This is a genomic window from Parabacteroides caecihominis, assembly GCF_023656785.1.
GTDB lineage: Bacteria > Bacteroidota > Bacteroidia > Bacteroidales > Tannerellaceae > Parabacteroides > Parabacteroides segnis.
The window spans coordinates 1-24,725 of the sequence record NZ_JAMOKS010000052.1; the positions used below are offsets into that span (position 1 = coordinate 1).

Consider the following 24,725-nt stretch of genomic DNA (forward strand, 5'->3'; position numbering starts at 1 on the left):
TATCAGATGTGAACTATCCTGTCATCAACCTCACTTGACTATTACAGGTCTATTTGCCGTCTGCTTTAGCTGACGGACTAGTAAAGAATCTATCTCTTTGGACTTTAGTCCCATTTCTTAAAGTTCTCTATCTGAGAAAAATGTGGCTAAAGCCAAAAAAGAAACAACTTGTAAACCGTCAGCTAAAGCAGACGGCAAATGAACCTGTAACAGATGAGTCACTTTGACAGTTGGATAGTTCAATTATTTCTAGTATTGACATATTTTCTCAATGTCACTCTGCGATCTTTATCATTCTTATCATTATTTTGTCACTGAAGAATCCGGTTGTCTGCTGGTAGGATTCAGGGAGGATTCCGTTACTTTCATTGTGAAAGAGGTATGGAATAAGGAACCTGTCGGTTTGCCGGAAGTGGACAGGCTGTATACTGAAATGCAGCGAATCGGAGAAATGTGCAGCTGCAACCAGTTCCGTATCTTGGCTCACGGAGGCTATCTGCCGGAGGCACTTTCCTTTGAACTGCATGGACTGACTGTTTCGGATGAAAGCTATCTGAGAAGTCTGGAGACGGGAAAGCATATTGAACTCTTTTCGCATAATGAAGCAGCTTACCGGGCTATTGAGGAAGGATTCAAAACAAACAGGATCGGAGCGGTTGTACAGGCGACCGGAACCGGGAAATCCTATCTGATTGCCCGCTATATCGTCAATCATTCGGAAGACGATATAGTGGTTATCGCTCCCAACGTTACGATCATTGCCGAGATCAAAAAAGCAATCGGCAGGACAATGCCGCATGTTGCCTACCGGACTTTCCAGGCATTAGTTCTGAATCGCGGAGCAGTCGGTGAGCTTAAAGCAGATCATATTATTATCGACGAATTCCATCATTTCGGAGCCGAGGTATGGGGAAAAGCCGTACAGGAAGTAATAGATAACAATCCGGAAGCCTGTGTACTGGGAATGTCGGCAACTCCGATACGTCCTGAAGAGATGCTTGATACGGTAGAGGTCTATTTCAAGGGAAACCTGTTCCATGAACTGTCTTTGTCTATGGCCTGGTATTATAAGATACTGCCTGTTCCTGTCTTGGTGCAGAGTGTATTCGATCTGAATAACCAACTGGATAAGGTACAGCGTATGCTGAACAGGAGTGACTGTACTTTAGAAAGGCGCAAGCATATTCAAGACAAGATAGACTTTGCCCGTCTCGACTTTCGCGGCTCGTTGAGTGCATCGGAACTGATCCGGCGTTATCTTCCGAAAGAGGTAAAGAAAATGCTTGTCTTCTGTAAAGACAAGGAAGATCTTCAGCATATGATTCCCGAAGTATCGAACTGGCTCGGGCAGGCTGGCTTTGAAACGGAAACATTCGAGATCCATAACGGACTTAGTAACCGGGAGAATGAGAAGACGTTGCGTCGTTTCCGTAAGGAAACAGGAAAACTGCATGTCCTTTTCTCTATAAATATGTTGATCGAAGGATTGCATGTGGAAGGAGTGGATGCCGCCATGTTCCTGCGTCGGACGGAGTCGTATGTGGTTGCCTTGCAACAGTTGGGCCGTTGCCTGAAAGCGGGTTCGGACCGGCATCCGGTAGTACTTGATTTTGTCAATAACCTTTCGGGGCGTTCTGTTTATGAGGCTATGTCAAGGGAGTTGGTTTATCATCCGGCGATCCGTGCCCCAAAGAGCTTTAAAGGCTTTATGGAGTTTGAGGTAACGGGATTCCTGTCTGATATCCGTGCCCGTGTGGATGATATGCTGGCGGAGTTGGATGCATGGCCTGTGATGTATGAACGTTTGATTGAATATAAGGAGCGTGAGGGACGCTGGCCGCAGGCAGCCGAAGGGAAACTGGGAAACTGGTGTAACACCCAACGGATTGCCCGGAAGAAAGGGACGTTATCGGAAGATTATATCTTGCAGTTGGACCGGATCGGTTTCGAATGGGAGGTGCAGGACAGCCGCTGGATGCAGTACTATGAAGAGTTAAAGGTTTTTATGGCCGTAGAACACCGTTGTCCCAAACGCGGTGAAAACAAACTGAATACCTGGTGCAATACCCAACGGCAGGCATGGAAAAAAGGACTTTTATCTGAAGAAAGGACCCGGTTGCTCGATTCGATCGGATTCAGATGGGAGCAGGATCTGGATTCGCTCTGGACGGAGAACTGGCAGCAGGTGCTTGTTTACTACAGAAAACATGAGCACTGGCCCAAAAGCCAGGAGGGTAGGTTGGGAGCGTGGTGTAATACGCAACGAAGATCCCGTAAACAGGGAGTGCTATCGCTTGTTCGCATCAGACAAATGGATGCCGAAGGTTTTATCTGGACAGTCGATGAAAAATGGCAGGAGAATTATGAGATGCTGAAACGTTTCTATATAGAGAATCAACGCTGGCCAACCGCCCGTGAAAACAAGCTGGGCAGTTGGTGCTTCGTGCAACGCAGAAGTATGAAGAAAGGCGAACTTTCTCCTGAACGCAGGGAATTGCTTGAACGGATCGGTTTCCCCTGGAGTTTAAAATGATCTATTTTTTAGTTATTACGAACTAATCCCTTTATAATCCAAAGGCAACGTAAACCAGAACGTAGAACCTTTACCCTGAACAGAATCTACTCCGATGGTACCTCCCAGATATTCGATGATCGTTTTACTGATCGTCAATCCCAGGCCGGTGCCCTGGTGGAAGTCATTGATCTTGATGAAACGTTCAAAAACACGGGCCCTGTTTTCTTCCGAAATGCCGATTCCAGTGTCTCGCACACAGACTTTCACTTCATTTTCTTTCGTCTCATAAAAGATTGTAATGCTCCCTTCGCTTGTGAATTTGATCGCATTGTTGACGAAATTGGCTATTACCTGTAGGATACGTTGCGGGTCTGTCCTGAGGATTACGGTCGGTGAGTTTTTATCGAAGAGTAATTTTACTCCCGGTTTTATCTTCAGCGATCCGGACAGATAGACTTCCATGCACAACTCCTTGATGTTGGTATCTTCAATGTTATACTTCAACATACCCGCTTCTATTTTTGAGAAGTCCAGAATGTCGCCGATCAAGTTAAGCAGCAGATCGTTGTTTGTATGGATAATGTCGAGGTAAGTCTGCCGTTCTTCGGGATCGTCTGTTTCGGCTACCAGATCCGAGAATCCGACGATCGCATTCAACGGAGTACGTATCTCATGGCTCATGTTTGCCAGGAATGCCGATTTGAGTTTGTCCGCTTCTTTGACTTTCATTAGTTCCAGCTCTTTCTCACGTTGTTCGGTGATGTTGGAGGTGTAGCTTACTATTTTGCTGGGTTTCCCGTCCTCTGAATATTTATAAGCGCGGACATTTGAATTGAGCCAGTAAACCTTGCCGTCGAATACACGGCGGTATACGGATACATATTTGCCGATTTCTCCGTCGACAAGCCGTTTGAATTGTTTGTTGTAAACCCTGTGGCGGTCATCCGGATGCAATGTTTCTATAAAATCACGTACGGAACTGAATCTGTCTTCTTTCAGATAGGTCAGGAAGGAACTTTCCTCGATCAGATCGTTCAGGCTGAAATCCGCACTTAACTTATCTGTTGCCACATCATATTCCCAGATAATGGATTCGCCTGTGTCGACAGCTGCTTTCAGTTTAGCCAGGCTGTATTGTATCTCTTCTGCTTTATGATAACTTTCGGTATCGTCGAAGACTATATAAAAGAATCCGAGTATCACGTCCTGCCGGTCTTTCAGCACAACGCCTTTTACCCTTAAATGTTTAACTTCATCGGCTAGTTTACTTGTATAATAACCTTTTTCAGCTGCTTTGTTGAAATTATAATCCAGGAGAAAAGCCGCATCTTCCCCTTTTTTCAGCTTTTCGCTGACCCATTCCGGTATATTGGGGTTTTCGAACGCATTGAGGCCGATTACCTGTTCGCGTGTCACTCCGAAAATATCCAGGTCGGCATTATTGATGTCCAGCAGATACCCGTTTTCGTCGTATAATTCGACACCCCAGGGAAGTTTGTCGAAAATGATCTGGAACTTGGCTTCGCTCTTCAATGTTTGTTTCATCGAATGTTCAACCATACCATGCGCCAGTTCGCGTTCGATGGCAATGGAGATAATATCGGTGAGCATCCGTAGGTTTTCGACATCCAAAGCATCCCAGTCCCTGTGTTTTTTTACACAATCGAGTCCGATGAAACCATTGGCGTATCCTCGGTAATAGATAGGTATAACGAGCAGGGAGACGATTTCCTGAACTTTTAGTATCTGTTGTTCGGCAGCGGCCTCTTCCGGCATATTATCAGTGTCTCTGATAATGATATCTTTTCCTTCCTTGATCGTTTTTATCCACCAGGCATAATCAGCTTTGGGCAACCCCACTAAAAGATCTTCACGCATGGAGATAGTACCTTGGCTGGTTACTTCATGCGTGAAGTCGAAAGTCGGTTTGTCATTATCGAAATTTCCGATGTATACCCTGTCTACATTAAAAAATCTCAATATGGTCAGTAGAGACTGATCAATAATATCCTTTTGGCTTGGAGTTATTAACAATGATAAAACATCCGAGAATGTTTTCCTTAATGCGACAGCATTGTTCAGAAAACGACTTTGGTATGTTTCTTCATCATTAACAGAGGTGCCTTGTGCCTTCAGTATTTCTATTTCACGGATCAGGTCTTCTCTCGAATAATTAGCATAAACGCTGCTCATTTAGGTATATCAAGTTTATATGTTCGTGTATCTGGAACAAAAGTACATATAATAATTGATTATCAAAAGATGTTTAGCGTTTTCCTGCTAATTATATTTTTACGTTTACAATTTGGGTAATTCCCACGGAGCGCGGTAGTAAGCCTTTGATAATGCTGTTGCCTCATTATCACCGATGAACATGCTGTTGGCATCGTCCCAACGCACTTCCCGTTGCAGGCGGCAGGAGATGTTTGCCAGATGCGACATCTTGGCTACACGTGCGCCGATGGCGATATCTGCTTTGGACAATTCGCGGCTTTTGATGCAACTCAGGAAATTTCCGACATGGTTGTACAGGCCTTTGCCTTCTCCCTTTTTGAAGGGGACAGCTTCCATGCGTGCCTCTTTTCCGGCAACGACAGGGATGACTTCCCAGCCGGCGCGGGTGAGTACCAGTGTGCCGTTTTCACCGAAGAAGGCCAAACCTTCTTTTTTGTCGAACGGACCGTGGTTGATACCGCAAGCATGATCCCAGATGATATTGAAATCTTTGTAGGCGTATGTAGCCATCAATGTATCGGGCGTCTCCATCGCATCATCGGGATAGGCGAACTTGCCACCTCCGGAGAATACGCGGCTGGGCAGGTCGGCTCCCATGCCTTCGAGCGCATAATCCAGCAGGTGTACGCCCCAGTCGGACATCAGGCCGCCGGCATAATCCCAGAAGAAACGGAAGTTATAATGGAAACGGTAGATATTGAACGGACGTTTCGGAGCCGGACCGAGCCACATGTCGTAATCCACTCCGGCGGGGACGGGGCTGTCGGCAACAACAGGCAGGGTCGGTTTGCCGTCCTGGTAAGCCCAGACTTTCACGGTACGGATACGGCCGATATTTCCGGCTTTCAGATAATTGGCGGCCTCGTCCCAATGCGGATCGCTGCGTTGCCATTGGCCTACCTGTACGACCCGGTTATATTTACGGGCAGCCTTTTCCATCAGGTTGCATTCTTCGATGGTGTTGGAAAGCGGTTTTTCGACATATACGTCTTTGCCAGCCTGGCAGGCAAAGATAGTCGGCAGGCAGTGCCAGTGGTCGGGGGTACCGATAATGACAGCGTCGATATCCTTGTTGTCGATGACGTGGCGCCAGTCCTTATACAGGTGAGGAACTTTTTTTCCGGTCTTTTTTTCTACATCGGCGGCCCGCTTGTTCAGCCATTCGTCGTCAATATCGCAGAGGGCGACACATTCCACTTCCGGATATTCCAGGAACTTACTCAGGTTGGAGAAACCCATACTGCGGCATCCGATCAGGGCAACTTTCACTTTATTGCTCGCTGCCGTTTGTCCGTAAACTGACTGATAAGCACCTCCAAACAGGGGTGACAAACCAAGTCCTGCAGCCGAAATGGCTGATTTTTGCAAAAAACTTCTTCTATTCATGGTATTTAAATTTGTGTTCGCAAACAGTTTTGCAATAATACGAAAAATAGTCCTATATTTGTGCCCGAAACAAAAAAAAGATAATGATACCCCCTTTAAATACCAATTGGAATGTATTATATACTGCCCCGCGGGCAGAAAAACAGGTAAAAGAACGTATTGCAGCTTTAGGAGTTGAATGCTTTTTACCTTTACACCGGACTCCGCGTGTGTGGTCCGATCGTGTGAAAATAGTTGAAGTCCCGTTATTCAGTTCTTATATATTTGTGCGCTGTCCGGATACGGTGTTGCGTGACCTGCTTCAGGTATATGGCGTTATCCGTATCGTCTTTTATAATGGTAAACCGGCTATTGTCCGCCAGAAGGAGATAGACGCTATCGAGGATTTCCTGGGCCAGGCAGCCGAGCATGAACTTTGTGCGGGTGAAGAAGTGGAAATTCTTACCGGAGCCATGAAGCATGTATCCGGCAAGGTAAAGAAGATAAAGAAGAATCATTTGCTGCTTTACCTGGAGCAACTGGGAGCAACCGTTTGTGTGAAAATGGATGATGTGGCGCGGGTGAACCGGTTGAAATGATTGAAGATTACTTCAATCTTTCAACAAGGCTTTCCGGATTGCGGCGCGTATCCCAAATGTCGACAATTCTAATTATATTCTTTTGTTTGTCGATATAATAAATGAGCTTGTAATGATTATGTTCCACAAAGCTGCGGAAGCCTTGTGGATATTTTTCTAATAATGTTTCATGTTTTCCCATCAAAGGGTTTTGGGCTAGAAGTTCATCGTAATGTTTAATTTGTTGATAGACTTTGGTTGCTGTTCGTTTTCCAAAAGTAATCAGGCAATATTCTACAATATGATCGAGTTCTTTTTCAGCGTCAGGAGACCATATTACTTGCATAGCCAGGGATATTTTTGTTCCATTTTATGAAATACTTCACTGCTGGGGAGGCCTTTCCCTGCATCTAATTCGGCTATGGAGTGATCGATGCGGGCGTAAAGTTCTTCCAAGGTGTATGGAGCAAGTTTCTCATCCTTTTCCTGAAAGTCCAGAATGTCTGTCAACCGGCTCTTTACTTTTTCCAAGACCTCTTTGCTGGTGATAGAAAGGATTGCTTTCGCTAATTCTATCTTATCTGCATCCAATCTTACATTTGCATCCATCTTATCTTTCTTTTAAGGTTTGTACTATTTTGTTCTATTCAATTGTATATTAATATGAATAGTAATCACAAAGGTAGTAATTGTTTTTTTGTTTCTTGTATATCTGAAGGTAATTAGTTTTTGTATTATCTTTGACAGGTTGTTTTTCAATATAAGTATATTATGAGCACATTTCTTTCAAATCTATTTACCCGGAAAAAACTTTTGTGGCCGGGAATGACTGATGTACATACCCATCTGCTGCCCGGGGTGGATGACGGATTTTCGTCAGAGAAAGACAGTCTTGCCATGTTGGCTTTTCTGGAAGGGCAGGGAGTGGAACGTATTTTCCTGACACCGCATATAATGGCTGATTTGGCTAAGAACCGGAAAGATTTTCTTCGGGACCGGTTTGAAACATTTCGGGAAGACTGTGCACATATACATATAGACCTTCATCTGGCAGCCGAATATATGCTGGATGAATGTTTCTATGAGCGGATGGAAGAAGGGTTGTTGTCGTATGACGGGAAACATGTATTGGTAGAGGTTTCCTGCTTGCAGGCTCCCGGTGATCTGTTTGAGAAATTGTACGATATCCAATTGAATGGTTTTGTACCGGTTTTTGCCCATCCGGAACGCTATGGTTTCTGGAAGATGGAAGATTTGATGAAGCTGAAAGAGCACGGATGCAAATTTCAGCTTAATTTGTTTTCCCTGGCAGGCTTTTACGGAACGCTTCCCCGAAAAACAGCCGGTTCATTACTGAAAAACGGTTGTTATGATTATACCGGAACAGATATACATTCACTGAACTATTGCAGAGCCTATGAATCTTTTTCTCTGAAAAATGATCAGTTTGAGGCTGTAAAACTGTTGATCCGGGCGAACGGGGAGTTGTGGGGATGATTACAGCGTACTGTAAATATACTCCATATCCACATGTTTTCTTACCAGGTCGGCCAGTTTGTCATACTGTTCTTCTTTGAATGCTGCGTAATCGAACGGGGCATCGTCGGTCTCTTTGTTGAAACCCTCAGCCAGATTGTCGAGCACTTCGGGATTATCGAGAATGCCATGCATATAGCTTCCCCAACAGTGGTCGTTCAGGTAGTAGCCGTCTTTCCTTCCGTCTTCCAGCAGGGCAACCGGACTTTCGGGCGCGTTGCCGAGTAAAGAGGTTTGTCCCATATGTATCTCGTATCCTTTGCAGATCATCGGGGAGCCGTTGTGGAAAGTGAAACGGCTTTGTTTGGTGACTTTCTCCTGTTCGATAACAGTGCATTGGGGGAGTAGTCCCAATCCCGGAACGGCAGGCAGGTTTCCTTCTATTCCTTCCGGATCTTCCAGACGGGCACCCATCATCTGGTAACCGCCGCAGATACCGATTACTTTTTTCCCTCTCTTATGGGCGCGGACGATAGTGTCTGCTATGCCGTTGGCACGAATGCTTTGCAGGTCGGCCAGCGTGTTCTTTGAGCCGGGCAGCAGGATGATGTCCGCTTTTTCTATCTCGTCGATGTTGCTGGTATAATAAGGATTGAAGCGCGGGTCCATATCCAGGACATCGAAGTCGGTAAAGTTCGACATACGTTTCAGCAGGATGATGGCGACATTGATCTTGCCGTCCTGCCAGGTATTTGTCTTCATATCCAGGGCGACGGAGTCTTCTTCCTCTATCTTGATGTCACGGAACCAGGGGATAACGCCTACAACGGGGAGGCCGGTCAATTCTTTCAGTATCGTCCGTCCTTCTTCAAACAGCGATGCGTCTCCGCGGAATTTATTGATGATGACTCCTTTCATCTGTGCCCGTTCTTCTGGTTTGAGCAGTGCGATAGTACCGTAAACCGAGCCGAATACACCGCCCCGGTCGATATCGGCAACCAGGTAGGTGGAGGCGTTTGCCTGTATCGCCATCCGCATGTTGGTGATATCGCGGTCGCGCAGGTTTAGTTCGGAGATGCTTCCGGCGCCTTCCAGTACGATTGGGTTATAGCGGGATTCCAGGCGGTTGAAGGCTTCGATAGCCTCTCTGAAAAGTGCTTCCTTCTGGTTTTGTACGCCGAAATAGTCTTTGGCGGACATGTTGCCGACCGGTTTACCGTTCAGTACGACCTGCGAACTCTTGTCGTTAGTCGGTTTCAGTAATACCGGGTTCATATCCGTATGCGGAGCGATACCGCATGCTTCGGCCTGTACTACCTGGGCGCGTCCCATCTCGCCACCTTCGGGGGTGGAGAAGGAGTTCAACGACATATTCTGCGCCTTGAAAGGGGCAGGTTGGTATCCGTCTTGCTTAAAGATACGGCAGAAGGCTGCGTTAATCACACTCTTTCCTGCATCGGAACAAGTGCCAACGAACATGATCGGTTTCAAATGCTGTTTCATAATGGCTGCAAAACTAGTGAAAAAGTTATGTGAAATACTTTTTATTTGAATAAAATAATCGAAATGCCGAGTATATTGTATAAATTTGCGTACGACAGGTTAATCAGATACATGGAAAATAATATTGTTATAGATTCTGACTTTAAACGATGGGTACAGGATTTGAAAGTACAAATCAGACAGGCACAGATCAAGGCGGCAGTAAAGGTAAACAGCGAATTATTACATCTTTACTGGAGTTTGGGAGGTGAAATAACTTTGCGTTATGAGTCTGCAACTTATGGAAGTGCATTCTTTCATACCCTTAGTCGTGAATTATTGTCGGAGTTTCCTAATATGAAAGGCTTTTCGGCAACCAATCTGAAATATGTACGTCGCTGGTATATGTTTTATAATCAGGACAATGTAAATCGTCCACAACTTGTGGACGATTTGGGGGATATTTTTTTTTCAATACCATGGGGGCATCATGGCTCAATATGCTTTGGAAGGGAGTAGCCAACCGATCGGCATTTCAGAATATCAGCTGTCTACATTGATACCTGACGACTTTAAGAGTCAATTACCTTCAATAGAGGAGATAGAAGCTTCATTAAGAGAAGAAAATAAATAATTATAAGATTTTAAATTGAATACCATGGAAAAACAGAAACAAAGCCAGCGGCTGTTGTCGTTGGATGCATTGCGGGGATTTGATATGTTCTTTATTATGGGGGGAGGGTCCCTTTTTGTTGCGTTGGCGACGTTGGTCCCGACGCCTTTTTTTGAGTCGATAGCTGCCCAAATGAGCCATGCCAAATGGGGGGCGGGGTTTACGTTTGAAGATATTATTTTCCCCTTGTTTTTGTTTATTGCCGGTATCTCTTTTCCTTTTTCATTGGAAAAGCAGCGGGAGCGGGGAATGTCGGAAGCGGCTATTTATAAAAAGATTATTCGCCGGGGAATTACACTGGTTGTATTAGGGTTTGTTTATAACGGGTTGCTGAATCTGAATTTTGAGACACAGCGTTATGCCAGCGTACTGGCGCGTATCGGTCTGGGATGGATGTTCGGTGCGCTGATTTTTGTCAATACGCGGACGATCACACGGGTATGGATCGTTGCTGCCATCCTGATAGGTTACTGGTTGCTGTTATTTATTCCGGCACCCGACGGGAACGGGGCGGAGTTGTTTACCCGTGAAGGGAATCTGGCTTGCTATATCGACCGTCTGTTATTGCCGGGGCGTTTGCATGGAGGCAATTATGATCCGGAAGGGATTTTATCTACTTTGCCGGCCATCGGAACCGCTTTGCTGGGAATGTTCACCGGTGAGTTTGTCAAACAGCGGAGAGAGGGACTGACGGAGACGAAAAAGGTTGTTTATATGCTGGCTGTTGGCGGTTGCCTGTTAGTGATTGGTCTGTTGTGGGGATTGTTTTTCCCGATTAATAAATATTTGTGGACAAGCTCGTTTGTTTGTACGGTCGGTGGTATCTCGGCGATACTGTTTGCCGTCTTTTATTATATTGTCGATGTGAAGGAGTGTAGGGGATGGACTCTTTTCTTTACAGTCATAGGTACGAACTCGATCACTATTTACTTGGCACAGGTGTTCATTAATTTTACCTTTACGGCAAATGCCATTTTTGGAGGTTTCATCGGGTTATTCCCGGAAACAGCCCAACCATTGCTGGGGGCGATTGCTTATATCGCTGTGTGCTGGGGATTCTTATATTTCTTGTATCGTCAACGTATTTTCTTAAAAGTCTAAAATAATAACAAATGGAAAAAACTACTTACAAGCGGCTGGAGTCGCTTGATGCTTTACGAGGATTCGATCTTTTCTTTCTGGTTGCTTTAGGACCGTTGGCACATTCATTGGCACGGGCTGCGGATGTGGGATGGCTGAATGATTGTATGTGGGCTTTTGATCATGTACAATGGGTGGGTTTTTCTCCCTGGGATTTGATTATGCCGTTGTTCCTTTTTATGTCGGGGGCTTCGATGCCGTTTGCTTTGTCACGTTTTAAAGGTGTTTCCGACAAAAAATCTCTTTTCCGGCGCTTGGGAAAACGTATCTTGTTGTTGTGGATATTCGGTATGATGTGCCAGGGAAATCTGCTGGGACTTAATCCGGATCGTATTTATTTATATTCGAATACGTTGCAGTCGATTGCCGCCGGTTATTTGATTACGGCTGTGTTGTTCCTTTATACCAGCCGGAGGACGCAGATCGGTGTGGCGGTGGCTTTGTTGCTTGTTTACTGGGCGGCGATGCAGTTTATTACGGTCGGCAGTTATGGAGGTGGTAATTACACACCTGAAGGAAACTTGGCGGAATGGATAGATCGGGCGGTACTAGGACGTTTTCGTGATGGGGCGAAAGTGGTGGATGGTGAAGTCGTTTTTGCGTCTTGGTATCATTATACATGGATTTTGAGTACCCTGAACTTTGGCGTGACGGTGTTGACCGGTTTGTTTGCCGGCTATATTGCCAAGGATAAGACCAGTGATATCCATAAACTGAAATGGTATTTCGGAGCAGGTGCTGCTATGGTGGCTGCCGGATGGCTTTGGGGATTGCAGATGCCGGTTATCAAGACGATATGGACCAGTTCCATGGTGCTGGTGAGTAGCGGATATTGCTTCCTGTTGATGGGATTGTTTTATTATCTGATAGATTATAAAGGATACAATAAGAATATAACCTGGCTGAAAGTGTACGGGATGAACTCGATTGTAGCCTATATGCTGGCGAACGTCATCAATTTCAGTTGCCTGGGACAGTCTTTGTTTTATGGGCTGGAGCAATATCTGGGTAATTATTATTCCTTTTTGATAAGCTTGTCAAACGTATTGGTTATTTATGTAATTTTGTGGCAGCTTTATAAACGTAATATATTTCTTAAAGTATAGAAAACACAAAATTAGAGAGAAAGAGAAATGGAATCAATCAAGCAGATATACCGGATCGGACATGGTCCGTCGAGTAGCCACACGATGGGGCCGATGCGTGCTGCCCAGATGTTCGTGGAACGTAACAGAGGTGCCGTGCGGTTTAATGTGACTTTATATGGTAGTCTGGCTGCTACCGGGAAAGGCCACATGACGGATGCTGCCATCCTGGAAGTGTTGCAGCCGGTTGCTAAAACGACTATAACCTGGGAACCCAAGATATTTCTTCCGTTCCACCCGAACGGAATGTTGTTCGAATCGTTCAATGAGAATGACGAAGAGCTGGAATCGTGGACTGTGTACAGTATTGGCGGCGGTACGCTTGCCAACGAAAGTTTTAACGAACTTAAAACGGCACAGGTCTATGAGATGAGCACGATTAAAGATATACAAGCCTGGTGCGAAAAGACCGGACATTCCTATTGGGAATATGTGGAGCAATGCGAAGGACCGGAAATCTGGGATTACCTGGCGGAAGTATGGGACGTGATGCAAAAGGCGGTGCAGAGCGGCCTGGAAGCAGAAGGTATCTTGCCAGGCGGCTTGGGTATACGCCGGAAAGCATCCGACTATCTGATTCGTGCCAAAGGATATGGCAGCAGTATTAAAAGTCGTGGTATGGTTTACGCTTTTGCGTTGGCTGTATCCGAAGAGAATGCCTGCGGTGGTAAGATTGTGACGGCTCCGACCTGTGGTTCCTGTGGGGTGATGCCGGCGGTGTTGTATCATCTGAAGGATACCCGTGAGTTCCGTGATTCCCGTATCCTGCGTGCATTGGCTACGGCCGGATTGTTCGGGAATGTGGTACGTACCAATGCGTCGGTTTCCGGAGCGGAGGTAGGCTGCCAGGGAGAAGTAGGGGTTGCCTGTGCGATGGCTGCCGGTGCTGCCAGTCAGTTGTTTGGTGGAACGCCTGCTCAGATCGAGTATGCTGCCGAGATGGGGTTGGAACATCACCTGGGGTTGACTTGCGATCCGGTTTGCGGTTTGGTTCAGATACCTTGTATCGAACGTAATGCTTTTGCCGCAGCGCGTGCACTGGATGCAAATACTTTCTCGAACTTTTCGGACGGCAAACATCGTGTGAGCTTCGACCAGGTGGTAGAGGTGATGCGACAGACGGGTAATGACCTGCCGAGTTTATACAAAGAAACTTCCGAAGGCGGTCTGGCTAAGAAATACGGGGAATAAGATTAAAAAGAATATTCTCCTCATCGTATAAAAGATATTAAAATAAGGGTGCAGTAGTTGCATCCTTATTTTTTTATATTACTTTTGACACATCTGTCAAACAAAAGTGTCAGACATATTTGACAGTCAATGATGACAAATGTGATAAAACAAGATATACAATGAGTACAGAAGAAGTAATCACAATGGAGAACCGAATCCTGGAAGCGGCCAAACAGGTCTTTGTCAGGAAAGGATATGAAGCGACCAAGATGGGCGACGTGGCTGCCGAAGCAGGCATCGGGCGTACGGCCTTACATTATTATTATCGTACGAAAGAAATGTTGTTCGATGCGATCTTCGACCAGTTGATAGATGCCTTGCTTCCGAACCTGGGAGCGATTATGGAAGAGAATACCTCTTTCCTGGAGAAGCTGCCGAAGATTATCGACCAATATGTAAGAACGTTGCAGAGGAATCCTTTGTTCCCTGTTTTTGTTATAAATGAACTACAGCGTGATCCGGAGCATATCTATCATTCCATACTGAAGAATCCCGCACGGGTTGAACCAATCATCCGAATGCGTAAACAGATGGAGGATGAGATGGAGAGAGGTGTATTGAAGAAGCTGCCGGTATATTATGTGGCGACTACCTTGATAAGCCTGCTGGTTTTCCCCATGCTGGTGCGTAACCCGTTTACGGCTGTTTTTATGGGAGGCGATGCAGAGAAATATGAAGAATTTCTGCGGGAACGGATTCCCTTCGTTATTGATATAATGATCCGGTTGCTGACACCGGACGATAATACATCGAATTAATAAATACCCCTATGAAACGGATTTGTGTAATTTTATTCTTATGCTTCCCCTTGTTGTCGGGTACCGTAAAAGGGCAGGAGCAGATAACATTGACACAATGTTATGAATGGACCCGTGCCAATTATCCCCAGATACGGCAGTTCGGTTTGATCGGGCAGACGGAGCAATACAATCTCTCGAATGCCGGAAAAGGCTGGTTGCCCCAACTGACGGTGAATGCAAAGGCAACCTATCAGAGTGATGTGACTAAACTACCTTTTGATGCGGACAAACTCTCGTCGATTGTTCCGGGACTGGAGATTCCGACATTAAGCAAAGACCAGTATCAGGTGGTGGCCGAACTGAATCAGAATATCTGGGATGGCGGAACAATTCATTCCACCCGGCAGTTAACAAAGGCACAGGCTGTTGCCGACCGCGAACAGCTGGAAAGCGACCTTTATACATTGAACGACCGGGTAAACCAGCTTTATTTCGGTTGTCTGCTTCAGGAGGAGCTAATTTGCCAGAACGCATTGCTCCAGAAAGAGTTGCAGATTAATATCGACCGGATAACGGCGATGATGGATAATGGCGTGGCCAACCAGTCCGACCGCGAAAGTATGGAAGTGGAACTCTTGAATGCCCGTCAGAAAGAAATCGAACTGAAAGCCTCCCGTGTCGCCTTCGGCAGAATGCTGAGCGCACTGATAGGAAAGCCTTATGATAAAGACAGGATATTGGTTGTCCCTTCCATACCGGGCAATCCGTTATCCGGAGACATAAACCGTCCCGAATTGCGGGCGCTGGATGCAAAAAGCTATTTGCTGGAAGTTCAAAACAAACAGATTACAAGTGGTTTAATGCCTCGTCTGGGGGCATTTGTACAGGGCGGATATGGCCGTCCGGGATTGAATATGCTGGAGGATGACTTTAATCCGTTTTATATAGCGGGAGTACGCCTCTCCTGGAATATGGGCAAACTGTATACCTTGAAGAATGACCGCCGTAAAGTGACTACGGCACGTCAGCAGGTGGAGGTGCAGCGTGAGACATTCCTGTTTAATACCTCATTGGAACTGATGCAGCAAAATACGGAAATACAGAAAATCTCCGACCTGATGAAAGCGGATGACGAAATAATTCGCCTGCGTACCAGTATCAAAAATGCTGCGGAGGTGAAGCTGGCAAACGGCGTTATCTCCGTCACCGACCTTATTCGCGAAATCAATGCGGAAGACCTGGCGAAGCAAGCCGCTGCCGCCCATCGCATCCAGCATCTGAATGCCGTCTATAATTATATGTATACAACGAATAATGAATAATCACAAAGAATCATGAAGAAGAATATGAAACGATTGAATTCTTATACATTAATAGCAACCGCTTTATTAAGCCTGGCTGCATGTAACAGGGGAGACGGCGACTTCGATGCTACCGGCACGTTTGAAGCGACGGAAATCCTCGTTTCTTCCGAAGCAAACGGAAAGATTATGGAATTGAATATAGAGGAAGGCGACCGCCTGGATGCCGGTGCCCTGATAGGATATGTCGACAGCACTCAATTATATTTGAAGAAAATGCAACTCTCGGCCGGTCTGCGCTCTGTCGATATCCGTAAACCGGATATTCGCAAGCAAATTGCCGCCCTGGAGCAACAGATTGCTACCGCCCGTACGGAACAACAACGTATGGAGAATCTGGTAAAGGCAAAAGCCGGCAACCAGAAACAGGTGGACGACATCGTCAACAATATCAAATACCTCCAAAAACAATTGGATGCGCAGTATTCTACGCTAAACAAGACAACAGGCGGTGCCGATGCGGAAGCCGAAGGTATCCTGTACCAGATTATGCAGCTGGACGACCAGTTACAGAAAAGCCGTATCGTAAATCCCCAGGCAGGAACCGTTCTTGTTAAATATGCTGAGCCGGGTGAAGTGACAGCCGCCGGTAAGCCTCTGTATAAAATAGCCGACACCGACTTGCTTTACCTGCGTGCCTATATTACGGCCGACCAACTTTCGACATTGAAACAGGGCCAGACAGTCCGTGTCTTTGCCGATTATGGAGAGGACGACCGGCGTGAATATCCGGGAACGATTACCTGGATATCCGATAAATCGGAGTTTACTCCCAAAGGAATCCAGACAAAGGACGAACGGGCCAATCTGGTCTATGCCATCAAGATTGCTGTTAAGAACGACGGTTATCTCAAGATAGGGCAGTATGGGGAAACGGTGTTTGAATAATTGAGAATTGAAAATTGAAAATGAATGGGGACGAATGGAGTAAAGATAGCGTCGGTCAGTAAGAACTACGGGCAGGTAGAGGCTTTGCAGGATATTTCCCTGGATATACGTCCCGGCGAACTGTTCGGCCTGATTGGTCCCGACGGGGCAGGGAAGACCACCTTGTTCCGTATCCTGACGACTTTATTGCTGGCAGATAAAGGGACGGCTACCGTCTGTGGACTGGATGTCGTGCGTGATTATAAAAAGATACGTACGATGGTCGGTTACATGCCCGGCCGTTTCTCGTTGTATCAGGACCTGACGGTCGAAGAGAACCTGGATTTCTTTGCTACCGTGTTTAATACTACGGTAGAAGCTAACTATGACCTGGTTCACGACATTTATGTTCAGATAGAACCTTTTAAAAAACGGAAAGCAGGAAAATTGTCCGGAGGTATGAAACAGAAGCTGGCATTGAGCTGCGCTTTGATTCACCGCCCCGAAGTCCTTTTTCTGGATGAACCGACAACGGGTGTCGATCCGGTTTCCCGGGTGGAGTTCTGGGATATGCTGGACCGTTTGAAGAGGCAGGGCATTACGATTATGGTTTCCACTCCTTATATGGATGAGGCTTCCCGTTGCGACCGCATTGCTTTGATGCGTTCCGGCCAGTGCTTGTCCGTCGATACGCCGGCAGGCATCCGTGCTTCTTTCGGCAGGCATTTGTGGACTGTCCGGTCGGCATCCATGTTCAGGCTGCTGACGGACCTTCGTTCTTTTCCGGGAACCTATTCTTGTTATGCCTTTGGTGATGCCCATCATCTGACATTAAAGGAAGATGGCAAGGAGATGAATGCCCTGATGCAGTTCTTGAAAGATAAAGGATATGCAGATGTCGCCATTGAACCGGTCGAGCCGAGTGTGGAAGATTGCTTTATGGCTTTGTAAAAACGATAGAGTGAAATGTAATACCATATATTATGATAGAAAATTCTCATATATTATGATATTAGAATTGTATAATATATGAGAATGCAGTATCATAATATATGAGAATTTTATCTGATAAAAGTATATATACAATGAACGTAATAGAAACAGACAGTCTGACTAAGCGCTTCGGAACTTTTACCGCGGTAGATCATATCAGCTTTGAAGTGGGAGAAGGGGAGATCTTTGGTTTCCTGGGAGCCAATGGCGCCGGAAAGACGACGGCGATGCGTATGCTTTGCGGACTGTCGACACCCACTTCCGGCAAAGCCCGTGTGGCAGGTTTTGATGTATATAAGGAGACTGAGCAGATCAAACGCCATATCGGCTATATGAGTCAGAAGTTTTCTCTGTACGGTGACTTGAAAGTCTGGGAAAATATCCGTTTGTACGGCGGTATCTACGGTCTGCCGAAGAAAAAGCTGGCGGAGAAGACGGACGAACTGCTTGATGTACTGGATTTGGAGGGTGAGCGGAACACGTTGGTCGATGCGTTGCCTTTAGGCTGGAAGCAGAAGTTGGCTTTCTCCGTCGCTATCATCCACGAACCCCGTATTGTTTTTCTGGATGAGCCGACGGGTGGTGTCGATCCGGTTACCCGTCGCCAGTTTTGGGAGCTGATCTATAAAGCGGCGGAACGCAATATCACTGTCTTTGTCACCACCCATTATATGGACGAAGCCGAATATTGCAACCGTGTCTCTATCATGGTAGACGGAAAAATCGAAGCGCTGGACAGTCCGGCTGCTTTGAAATCGTCTTTCCATGCCGAAAATATGAATGATGTGTTCCGTGCCCTGGCGCGAAAAGCAACAAGAGGTGAATAGTTATGAAACAGTTTATATCTTTTATCCGTAAAGAATTCTTCCACATTTTCCGTGACAAACGGACCATGTTGATTTTATTGGCTATGCCGATTATCCTGATTATTCTGTTCGGTTATGCGATTACGACGGAAATAAAATGTGTGCCGATTGCCGTGTTCGACCAGAGCCGGGATGAAGTGAGCCGGAAAATCACCGAACATCTGGGGGCAAGCGAGTATTTTGATTTGTATAAAATGGTAGACAGCGAAGCGGAAGCTCAATCCCTCTTTAAACAGGGTAAGATTAAACTGGTCGTTGTTTTTCCGCCCCAATATGCTTCCACGGCGGATGCGGATATCCAGTTGCTGGCAGATGCTACCGACCCGAACGAAGCGACCCAGCTGACCGCTTATGCAACCACTATCATTGCTTCTGCCAAAGCGGAGATACAGGGTAATCTCCTTCAGCCAGAAGAAAAAGCGCGGCTTATGCAAGCAGGTATCACGCCGGTCACTCACCTTCTTTACAACCCCACCATGAAAGGTGCCTACAACTTTGTGCCGGGGGTAATGGGGTTGATATTAATACTGATATGTGCCCTGATGACCTCCGTAGGCATCGTGAAGGAGAAGGAGATGGGTACGATGGAAGTGTTGCTGGTTTCGCCGATGAAGCCGGTCTATATCATTCTGGCAAAAGCGATTCCCTATCTTTTATTGAGTATAGTGAATGTGGCGACAATCCTTGCCCTGTCTTATTTCCTGCTGAAGGTTCCGATTGCGGGGAGCCTGGTTCTGCTGGTGGCAGTTTCCATCCTGTACGCCCTGGTATCCCTTTGCCTCGGTCTGTTGATATCGACGATAGCCGACACGCAACAGGCTGCCATGCTGATTAGTGCTATGGTGTTGATGCTGCCGGTGATTTTGCTTAGCGGCATGGTATTTCCCATAGAGAACATGCCTGATATATTGCAATGGCTTTCCAATATCGTGCCGGCCAAATGGTATATTATCGCAGTGAAAGATGTAATGATAAAAGGGTTAAGTGCCGGAGCCATCCTGAAGGAGATAGGAATACTGTCGTTTATGGTCATATTCCTGGTGATTCTTAGTGTGAAACGTTTTAAGACTCGTTTGTGAGATAAGAAGTTATGAAAACATTACGATATTTACTTGAAAAAGAGTTTAAGCAGATCAAGCGCGACCGGTTTTTACCGCGCATCATCTTTTTGGTGCCGTTGATGCAGTTGGTTATCCTGCCTTTTGCCGCCAATTTCGAAATGCGTAATATCAATCTGGGAGTGATCGATCATGATCATTCCGTAGTGTCTGTGCAGCTGGTCGATAAGATTCTTTCGTCCGGTTATTTCCGGCTGACCGATGTGTCTTCCAGTTATGATCAGGCGATCACCTCGATAGAAAGTAACGAGTCGGACCTGCTACTTGAAATCCCGGCAAAGTTTGAACAGGAACTTGGCCGGGAAGGAAAGGCGGATGTCTTGATTGCTGCGAACGCAGTGAACGGAACAAAAGGAGGGATGGGTAGTTCTTATCTCACGCAGATTATTCAGGATTTTAACCGGGATAAAGGTTTCACCTCTGCTGTCGTGAGCAGTGGAGTGCGGGCAACAGCTCTTTTTAATCCGCATTTGAATTATAAGAATTATATGGTGCCGGGTATCCTGGTCTTTTTGTTGACGATTATCGGTGGTTTCCTTTCGGCCCTGAATATAGTCAGCGAGAAGGAGAAAGGGACCATCGAACAGATTAATGTGACGCCTGTCCCCAAAACATTGTTCTTGCTGTCGAAGCTGATTCCTTTCTGGGTAATCGGTTTTATCCTGTTGACGATCGGAGCCATTGTGGCATGGATTATTTACGGTTTGCTGCCAGTCGGCAATATGGGGATTATTTATTTGTTTGCGGCAGTTTATCTGATTGCTTTTACTGGTTTGGGACTGGCAATATCTTCTATATCGTCCAACCAGCAACAAGCGATGTTCACGGCTTTCTTTTTTCTGATTATATTTGCTTTGTTGAGCGGACTTTTTACCCCGATCAGCAGTATGCCGCAATGGGCACAGACTATAACATTATTTAATCCGGTACGTTATTTTATAGAAGTGATGCGTATGGTTTATCTGAAAGGTAGCTCGTTTTCCGATTTGAGCGGACATTTCATTATCGTTTGTCTTTTTGCTGTATTATTTAATGTATTGGCTGTGGTAAGTTATAGGAAAAAATAGGGGAACTCAAAGAACGCTGGATCGTAGAAGCGGACAAACGGGAATAATAGTTTTTGCAGGTTGAATGTTTTACAGCATACTTAACGATATTTTACAAACATCTTACCTGTTTTTAACGTGACTCTTTTATATTTGATTCAAATCTGAAACAATATTTCAAATATGGAAAGCGTTATTCCAAATATGGAAAAAGGAGAAGAAAATTATAAGGTGCCGAATTTGGAGAAAGGAATTGCGGTGCTTGAATATCTTTCGCTTCGTCCACAGGGTGAGACGCTGCAAGATATTAAGAATAAGCTGGATATCTCCCAGACTACTGCTTATCGTATTTTGAACACTTTGGTTCGATTGGATTATCTTAACTATAATGAAGACACGAAACGCTACAAACTGTCCCGAAAATTGCTAACTTTGGGCTTCAGATCGTTGAATGAACATAATTTGTTGGAGACAGTATTGCCTTGTTTGCGTGATTTACGTGATAAAGTAGGGGAGACTGCCTGTTTTGGTGTACTAGGAGATGAGAAAGGTATTTTTATAGAGCAGGCGCAGGGACATCATACGTTCCGCTTTGTTCTATCGCCGGGAAAATCATTTGAATTACATTGTTCTGCACCCGGAAAAGCGATTATGGCTTATCTGCCAAACACGGTCCGCGACCGGTATTTGTCGTATATGACATTTGCGAAGTATAATGCGCGGACGATTACTAACCGGGATGCTTACCTGGAAGAATTGGAAAAAGTCCGTAAGCTGGGGTATGCTATGGATAATGAAGAAGAATTGAATGGTGTGATCTGTGTTGGTGCTCCTATCTTTAACTACACAGGCTATCCATGTGGCGCCATCTGGATATCGGGCCCCAAAGACAGGTTAACAAAAGAAATATTCCATTCAACGGTTGCGAGCATCAAAGAGGTCGCTCAGAATATTTCGGCTGAATTAGGATATAGTAAAAACACAAAAAAATAAATAATACCATGAGGACGAGTAAATACATATTAAAAACTTCATTGATGGCATGCTTTATCAGTTGTTGCGTTTCATTTGCATCGGCTGATAATCCGCCCTTTTTTACAACTGATATAAAACTGAATGATAAAGGGGAAATGCTTCTGACTGAAAAAGGAATGAAACGGGTGGATATATTTTCAGCCGACGGCAAACTACTGCGTTCTTTCCCCATGGATGAAACGCCGACCGGTATTCTGGTTGATGGCGATAAGGCCTATGTGACGACCTTTGAGAAGACGGGGAAGTTACAGATATTATTGTTGGAATCGGGTAGGGTGGAAGCTGCTATCCCTACAGGGTCGGGTGCCTGCCATCCGATGTTCGGACCAGATAAAAAGACAATCTATGTCTGTAACCAGTTCGAAAACACGGTGTCGGAAATTGATCCGGTGAATCATAAAGTACTACGCACGGTTAATGTGCTTCGCGAACCGAAGTCCGCCGTATTCAGCAAAGACGGTAAATATATGTATGTAACAAACTTCTTGCCGGCACAACGTGCGGACCTGGATTATGTGGCAGCCTGTGTTTCCGTGATTGAAATGGATGGTTTTACCAAAGTGAAAGATATTCAGCTGGCAAACGGTAGTAATGCTTTGCGTGGCATTTGTATTACGCCCGACGGAAAATATGTATATGTGTCGCATAACCTGGGACGTTTTGCCGTTCCTACTTCGCAGTTGCAGCAGGGATGGATGAATACGAGTGCTTTCAGTATCATCGATACGGAAAAGCAGGAGTTTGTCGGTGCCGTTGTTGTTGACGAACCGGAAAGAGGTGCGGCCGGTATCTGGAGCATCGATTGTAATGACGACCATATCTTTATTTCACATTCCGGTACTCACGAGGTGAGTGTGATCGACCATCCGGCTTTGCGTGAAAAGTTTGAAGCCTATCCCAATAAGGCGATGCTGGATTATGACCTGAATTTCCTGTATGGTATCCGCGAACGTATTCCGTTGCAGGGTAACGGCCCCCGTGCGATGGTGCTGACCAACGAAAAACTGGTTGTTCCTACTTATTTTGCCGATGTTCTGAATGTAATGGATATTAATACCCGTGAAGTAACGTCGACAGAATTGAATCCGGGACGTACGGAAAGCAATATAAATAAAGGAGAAAAATATTTCAACGACGCTTCCCATTGTTTCCAGAACTGGCAGAGTTGTAACGGTTGCCACCCGGGGGAAGCCCGTACGGATGGCATGAACTGGGATTTGATGAACGATGGCGTAGGAAACTCAAAGAACTGCAAAAGTTTGTTGTTTAGCCATGTGACTCCTCCCAATATGATTTCGGGAATCCGTGCTTCTGCGGAGGTTGCCGTGCGTGCAGGATATAACTTCATCCAGTTTTTCGATATTACCGAAGATGATGCAAAATGCGTGGATGAATATCTGACGTCATTGCGTCCGGTGCCGAGTCCTTTGCTGGTGAACGGCGAATTGTCCGATAAGGCGAAAGAAGGACGTAAAGTTTTTGAAAAACTAAAATGTGGTGAATGTCATAGCGGACCTTATTATACAGACATGAAGATGCATCGTATCGGTGAAGATATCGAGTTTGACAAAGGATGGGATACTCCGACTTTAAGAGAAGTCTGGCGTACGGCTCCTTATTTGTTCGATGGTCGTGCAGCTACAATGGAGGAAGTCTTTGAAGTGCACAAGCATGGAATTGAAAAGAAGGTATCCAAGAAAGATATTGAGGCTTTGGTTGAATATGTAAACTCACTCTAAAAGGAGGGATCGATGAATTATTGCGAGAAGATACGTTATAACATTTACACTACAGAGAAAGCGGATTTTGAGGAAATGGTGGATAAGCTGCTTGCCCAATTACCGCAGAACGAACAAATATTCAGGCTGGCCTTTTTCGGCATGCCGGATGATAATGAACAATATGTTTCGCGCCGCGTTATGTTGCGTGAAAAAGTACGTAAATACTATGGGAACCATGAACCGGTGTTGAGTTATGTATCCCAGCCGCCATTGAACGGAGGTTTGATACTGGAGGCTCATACATATACGCCGGATGAAGGAGACCATATTACATATAAACATATCGGGACATTCCCGTATGTGGTATTGGTAAATGGCAGCGGCCGTTTCCTGTTTGCCGGAGGTTTCCATGGCGATGTGATTAATTTCGGTATCGAGCAACAGTCGAAGGAAGTGTTCAAGCTGGTATCGGAGTTGTTGAGGAAGGAAGGATTCCCGATCAACAGCATCATCCGCCAGTGGAACTATATCGAGCAGATCACTAAGTTTGACGGCGAAGACCAACATTACCAGATATTCAATAATGCCCGTAGCGATTATTATGCCATGACAATCTGGGAAAACGGTTATCCGGCAGCAACGGGTATCGGAGCGAATCTGGGAGGCATACTGGTTGATCTGGATGCTGCCGTATTCTCGAATCCGGATTGTTATGCAACACCGATCGACAATAAATTGCAGGTGGCTGCCCACGCTTATTCCGAAGGAGTACTGGAACCGGCCCACAGCAAAAAGACGACTCCGAAGTTCGAGCGTGCCAAGAGCATGACATTTGGAGAGCGTGAGGTGATCTATATCTCCGGAACTGCGGCTATCCGTGGTGAAGAGAGTCTTCTGGGAGTGGGGCTGGAGCGCCAGCTTCATATTACGATGGAGAATATCGCTGAACTGATCGGTGAGGCGAAACTGAAAATGCTCCGGGTCTATCTGAAAGAGAAATCTTTCTTTGAGGAAGCTGAAAGGCTTTTGAATGCGTATGAATTGAATATCCCCATATCATATATGTGGGCTGATGTTTGTCGGGATGAATTATTAATTGAGATTGAGGGAATAGCAGTGTTGTAACTCCTGCCGGA

General features: G+C 45.7%; 22 protein-coding genes and 1 pseudogene. 18 read left to right on the forward strand and 5 right to left on the reverse strand.

The features are described from left to right. The first annotated feature begins 271 nt into the window (after positions 1 to 271). Positions 272 to 2,533 carry a Helicase associated domain protein gene (locus NBH14_RS26340; RefSeq protein WP_186961739.1) on the forward strand — a complete coding sequence of 754 codons (2,262 nt, stop codon included), beginning with the start codon at positions 272 to 274 and terminating at the stop codon, positions 2,531 to 2,533. 15 nt (positions 2,534 to 2,548) lie between these two features. Here NBH14_RS26340 and NBH14_RS26345 read toward each other — a convergent pair whose 3' ends face one another. Both NBH14_RS26345 and NBH14_RS26350 read right to left on the reverse strand, forming a co-directional pair. Beyond that, a complete protein-coding gene (locus NBH14_RS26345; RefSeq protein WP_186961740.1) occupies positions 2,549 to 4,708 on the reverse strand; it encodes a sensor histidine kinase in 2,160 nt (719 codons plus the stop codon). Between the two features lie 105 nt (positions 4,709 to 4,813). Next, the gene (locus tag NBH14_RS26350) at positions 4,814 to 6,136 is read right to left on the reverse strand and encodes a Gfo/Idh/MocA family protein (RefSeq protein ID WP_186961741.1); all 1,323 of its coding nucleotides are present in this window, start codon (positions 6,134 to 6,136) and stop codon (positions 4,814 to 4,816) included. Between the two features lie 83 nt (positions 6,137 to 6,219). Here NBH14_RS26350 and NBH14_RS26355 point away from each other — a divergent pair, with 83 nt between their 5' ends. Next, the gene (locus tag NBH14_RS26355) at positions 6,220 to 6,714 is read left to right on the forward strand and encodes a UpxY family transcription antiterminator (protein WP_007655929.1); all 495 of its coding nucleotides are present in this window, start codon (positions 6,220 to 6,222) and stop codon (positions 6,712 to 6,714) included. A 7-nt stretch (positions 6,715 to 6,721) separates the two neighbouring features. Here the strand turns inward: NBH14_RS26355 and NBH14_RS26360 are convergent, their stop codons facing one another. Together NBH14_RS26360 and NBH14_RS26365 are read right to left on the reverse strand one after the other, a co-directional pair. Continuing rightward, entirely contained in the window at positions 6,722 to 7,039 is a 318-nt protein-coding gene (locus NBH14_RS26360) for a type II toxin-antitoxin system RelE/ParE family toxin (protein ID WP_186961742.1), read from the reverse strand. Continuing rightward, positions 7,030 to 7,302 (reverse strand): hypothetical protein, encoded by a 273-nt coding sequence (locus tag NBH14_RS26365; RefSeq protein ID WP_122329181.1) that lies wholly within the window; start codon positions 7,300 to 7,302, stop codon positions 7,030 to 7,032. The genes NBH14_RS26360 and NBH14_RS26365 overlap by 10 nt, the downstream gene beginning before the upstream one ends. A gap of 162 nt (positions 7,303 to 7,464) precedes the next feature. Between NBH14_RS26365 and NBH14_RS26370 the strand changes: the two genes are divergently transcribed. Beyond that, positions 7,465 to 8,190: a tyrosine-protein phosphatase gene (locus tag NBH14_RS26370; protein WP_186961743.1), complete on the forward strand. Its 726-nt coding sequence runs from the start codon at positions 7,465 to 7,467 to the stop codon at positions 8,188 to 8,190. On the opposite strand, the gene NBH14_RS26375 is transcribed toward NBH14_RS26370, so the two are convergent. After that, positions 8,191 to 9,672, reverse strand: coding sequence for a cobyric acid synthase (locus NBH14_RS26375; RefSeq protein ID WP_186961744.1), 1,482 nt, complete (start codon positions 9,670 to 9,672; stop codon positions 8,191 to 8,193). Positions 9,673 to 9,783: 111 nt separating this feature from the next. Between NBH14_RS26375 and NBH14_RS26380 the strand changes: the two genes are divergently transcribed. From NBH14_RS26380 to NBH14_RS26445, 15 genes and pseudogenes are all read left to right on the forward strand, one after another. Further along, positions 9,784 to 10,170, forward strand: a complete 387-nt coding sequence (locus NBH14_RS26380; protein ID WP_250817893.1) for a DUF1016 N-terminal domain-containing protein — start codon at positions 9,784 to 9,786, stop codon at positions 10,168 to 10,170. Next, a pseudogene (locus NBH14_RS28960) lies at positions 10,139 to 10,285 on the forward strand (PDDEXK nuclease domain-containing protein); the annotation flags it as partial. The gene NBH14_RS26380 and the pseudogene NBH14_RS28960, both read left to right, overlap by 32 nt. 24 nt (positions 10,286 to 10,309) lie before the next feature. After that, complete coding sequence (locus NBH14_RS26385; protein ID WP_186961745.1) at positions 10,310 to 11,425, forward strand: acyltransferase family protein; 1,116 nt, start codon at positions 10,310 to 10,312, stop codon at positions 11,423 to 11,425. Between the two features lie 11 nt (positions 11,426 to 11,436). After that, positions 11,437 to 12,570 carry an acyltransferase family protein gene (locus NBH14_RS26390; RefSeq protein ID WP_186961746.1) on the forward strand — a complete coding sequence of 378 codons (1,134 nt, stop codon included), beginning with the start codon at positions 11,437 to 11,439 and terminating at the stop codon, positions 12,568 to 12,570. 27 nt (positions 12,571 to 12,597) lie between these two features. Next, a complete protein-coding gene (locus tag NBH14_RS26395) occupies positions 12,598 to 13,800 on the forward strand; it encodes an L-serine ammonia-lyase (protein ID WP_007655951.1) in 1,203 nt (400 codons plus the stop codon). A 161-nt stretch (positions 13,801 to 13,961) separates the two neighbouring features. After that, positions 13,962 to 14,600: a TetR/AcrR family transcriptional regulator gene (locus tag NBH14_RS26400; RefSeq protein WP_186961747.1), complete on the forward strand. Its 639-nt coding sequence runs from the start codon at positions 13,962 to 13,964 to the stop codon at positions 14,598 to 14,600. A gap of 11 nt (positions 14,601 to 14,611) precedes the next feature. Continuing rightward, the gene (locus NBH14_RS26405; protein ID WP_250817895.1) at positions 14,612 to 15,904 is read left to right on the forward strand and encodes a TolC family protein; all 1,293 of its coding nucleotides are present in this window, start codon (positions 14,612 to 14,614) and stop codon (positions 15,902 to 15,904) included. Between the two features lie 24 nt (positions 15,905 to 15,928). Beyond that, entirely contained in the window at positions 15,929 to 16,831 is a 903-nt protein-coding gene (locus NBH14_RS26410; RefSeq protein WP_436277996.1) for an HlyD family secretion protein, read from the forward strand. Positions 16,832 to 16,855: 24 nt separating this feature from the next. Next, positions 16,856 to 17,761, forward strand: coding sequence for an ABC transporter ATP-binding protein (locus NBH14_RS26415; RefSeq protein WP_186961750.1), 906 nt, complete (start codon positions 16,856 to 16,858; stop codon positions 17,759 to 17,761). 134 nt (positions 17,762 to 17,895) lie between these two features. Beyond that, positions 17,896 to 18,630, forward strand: coding sequence for an ABC transporter ATP-binding protein (locus NBH14_RS26420; protein WP_082150429.1), 735 nt, complete (start codon positions 17,896 to 17,898; stop codon positions 18,628 to 18,630). A gap of 2 nt (positions 18,631 to 18,632) precedes the next feature. After that, positions 18,633 to 19,748, forward strand: a complete 1,116-nt coding sequence (locus tag NBH14_RS26425) for an ABC transporter permease (RefSeq protein ID WP_122329173.1) — start codon at positions 18,633 to 18,635, stop codon at positions 19,746 to 19,748. An 11-nt stretch (positions 19,749 to 19,759) separates the two neighbouring features. Next, positions 19,760 to 20,854: an ABC transporter permease gene (locus tag NBH14_RS26430; protein ID WP_186961751.1), complete on the forward strand. Its 1,095-nt coding sequence runs from the start codon at positions 19,760 to 19,762 to the stop codon at positions 20,852 to 20,854. Between the two features lie 162 nt (positions 20,855 to 21,016). Beyond that, positions 21,017 to 21,826, forward strand: coding sequence for an IclR family transcriptional regulator (locus tag NBH14_RS26435; RefSeq protein WP_007655969.1), 810 nt, complete (start codon positions 21,017 to 21,019; stop codon positions 21,824 to 21,826). An 8-nt stretch (positions 21,827 to 21,834) separates the two neighbouring features. Beyond that, positions 21,835 to 23,607: a YVTN family beta-propeller repeat-containing protein gene (locus NBH14_RS26440; RefSeq protein WP_186961752.1), complete on the forward strand. Its 1,773-nt coding sequence runs from the start codon at positions 21,835 to 21,837 to the stop codon at positions 23,605 to 23,607. A gap of 12 nt (positions 23,608 to 23,619) precedes the next feature. Further along, positions 23,620 to 24,714, forward strand: a complete 1,095-nt coding sequence (locus NBH14_RS26445; RefSeq protein ID WP_186961753.1) for a chorismate transformation FkbO/Hyg5 family protein — start codon at positions 23,620 to 23,622, stop codon at positions 24,712 to 24,714. Positions 24,715 to 24,725: the final 11 nt, after the last annotated feature.

Coding starts and splice junctions, on each gene's coding strand:
- NBH14_RS26435 (WP_007655969.1), top strand. CDS start 21,017: ATGGAAAGCGTTATTCCAAATATGGAAAAAGGAGAAGAAAATTATAAG.
- NBH14_RS26390 (WP_186961746.1), top strand. CDS start 11,437: ATGGAAAAAACTACTTACAAGCGGCTGGAGTCGCTTGATGCTTTACGA.
- NBH14_RS26415 (WP_186961750.1), top strand. CDS start 16,856: ATGGGGACGAATGGAGTAAAGATAGCGTCGGTCAGTAAGAACTACGGG.
- NBH14_RS26400 (WP_186961747.1), top strand. CDS start 13,962: ATGAGTACAGAAGAAGTAATCACAATGGAGAACCGAATCCTGGAAGCG.
- NBH14_RS26445 (WP_186961753.1), top strand. CDS start 23,620: ATGAATTATTGCGAGAAGATACGTTATAACATTTACACTACAGAGAAA.
- NBH14_RS26375 (WP_186961744.1), bottom strand. CDS start 9,672: ATGAAACAGCATTTGAAACCGATCATGTTCGTTGGCACTTGTTCCGAT.
- NBH14_RS26340 (WP_186961739.1), top strand. CDS start 272: ATGTCACTCTGCGATCTTTATCATTCTTATCATTATTTTGTCACTGAA.
- NBH14_RS26345 (WP_186961740.1), bottom strand. CDS start 4,708: ATGAGCAGCGTTTATGCTAATTATTCGAGAGAAGACCTGATCCGTGAA.
- NBH14_RS26425 (WP_122329173.1), top strand. CDS start 18,633: ATGAAACAGTTTATATCTTTTATCCGTAAAGAATTCTTCCACATTTTC.
- NBH14_RS26440 (WP_186961752.1), top strand. CDS start 21,835: ATGAGGACGAGTAAATACATATTAAAAACTTCATTGATGGCATGCTTT.
- NBH14_RS26355 (WP_007655929.1), top strand. CDS start 6,220: ATGATACCCCCTTTAAATACCAATTGGAATGTATTATATACTGCCCCG.
- NBH14_RS26405 (WP_250817895.1), top strand. CDS start 14,612: ATGAAACGGATTTGTGTAATTTTATTCTTATGCTTCCCCTTGTTGTCG.
- NBH14_RS26410 (WP_436277996.1), top strand. CDS start 15,929: ATGAAACGATTGAATTCTTATACATTAATAGCAACCGCTTTATTAAGC.
- NBH14_RS26430 (WP_186961751.1), top strand. CDS start 19,760: ATGAAAACATTACGATATTTACTTGAAAAAGAGTTTAAGCAGATCAAG.
- NBH14_RS26395 (WP_007655951.1), top strand. CDS start 12,598: ATGGAATCAATCAAGCAGATATACCGGATCGGACATGGTCCGTCGAGT.
- NBH14_RS26360 (WP_186961742.1), bottom strand. CDS start 7,039: ATGCAAGTAATATGGTCTCCTGACGCTGAAAAAGAACTCGATCATATT.
- NBH14_RS26350 (WP_186961741.1), bottom strand. CDS start 6,136: ATGAATAGAAGAAGTTTTTTGCAAAAATCAGCCATTTCGGCTGCAGGA.
- NBH14_RS26420 (WP_082150429.1), top strand. CDS start 17,896: ATGAACGTAATAGAAACAGACAGTCTGACTAAGCGCTTCGGAACTTTT.
- NBH14_RS26380 (WP_250817893.1), top strand. CDS start 9,784: ATGGAAAATAATATTGTTATAGATTCTGACTTTAAACGATGGGTACAG.
- NBH14_RS26365 (WP_122329181.1), bottom strand. CDS start 7,302: ATGGATGCAAATGTAAGATTGGATGCAGATAAGATAGAATTAGCGAAA.
- NBH14_RS26370 (WP_186961743.1), top strand. CDS start 7,465: ATGAGCACATTTCTTTCAAATCTATTTACCCGGAAAAAACTTTTGTGG.
- NBH14_RS26385 (WP_186961745.1), top strand. CDS start 10,310: ATGGAAAAACAGAAACAAAGCCAGCGGCTGTTGTCGTTGGATGCATTG.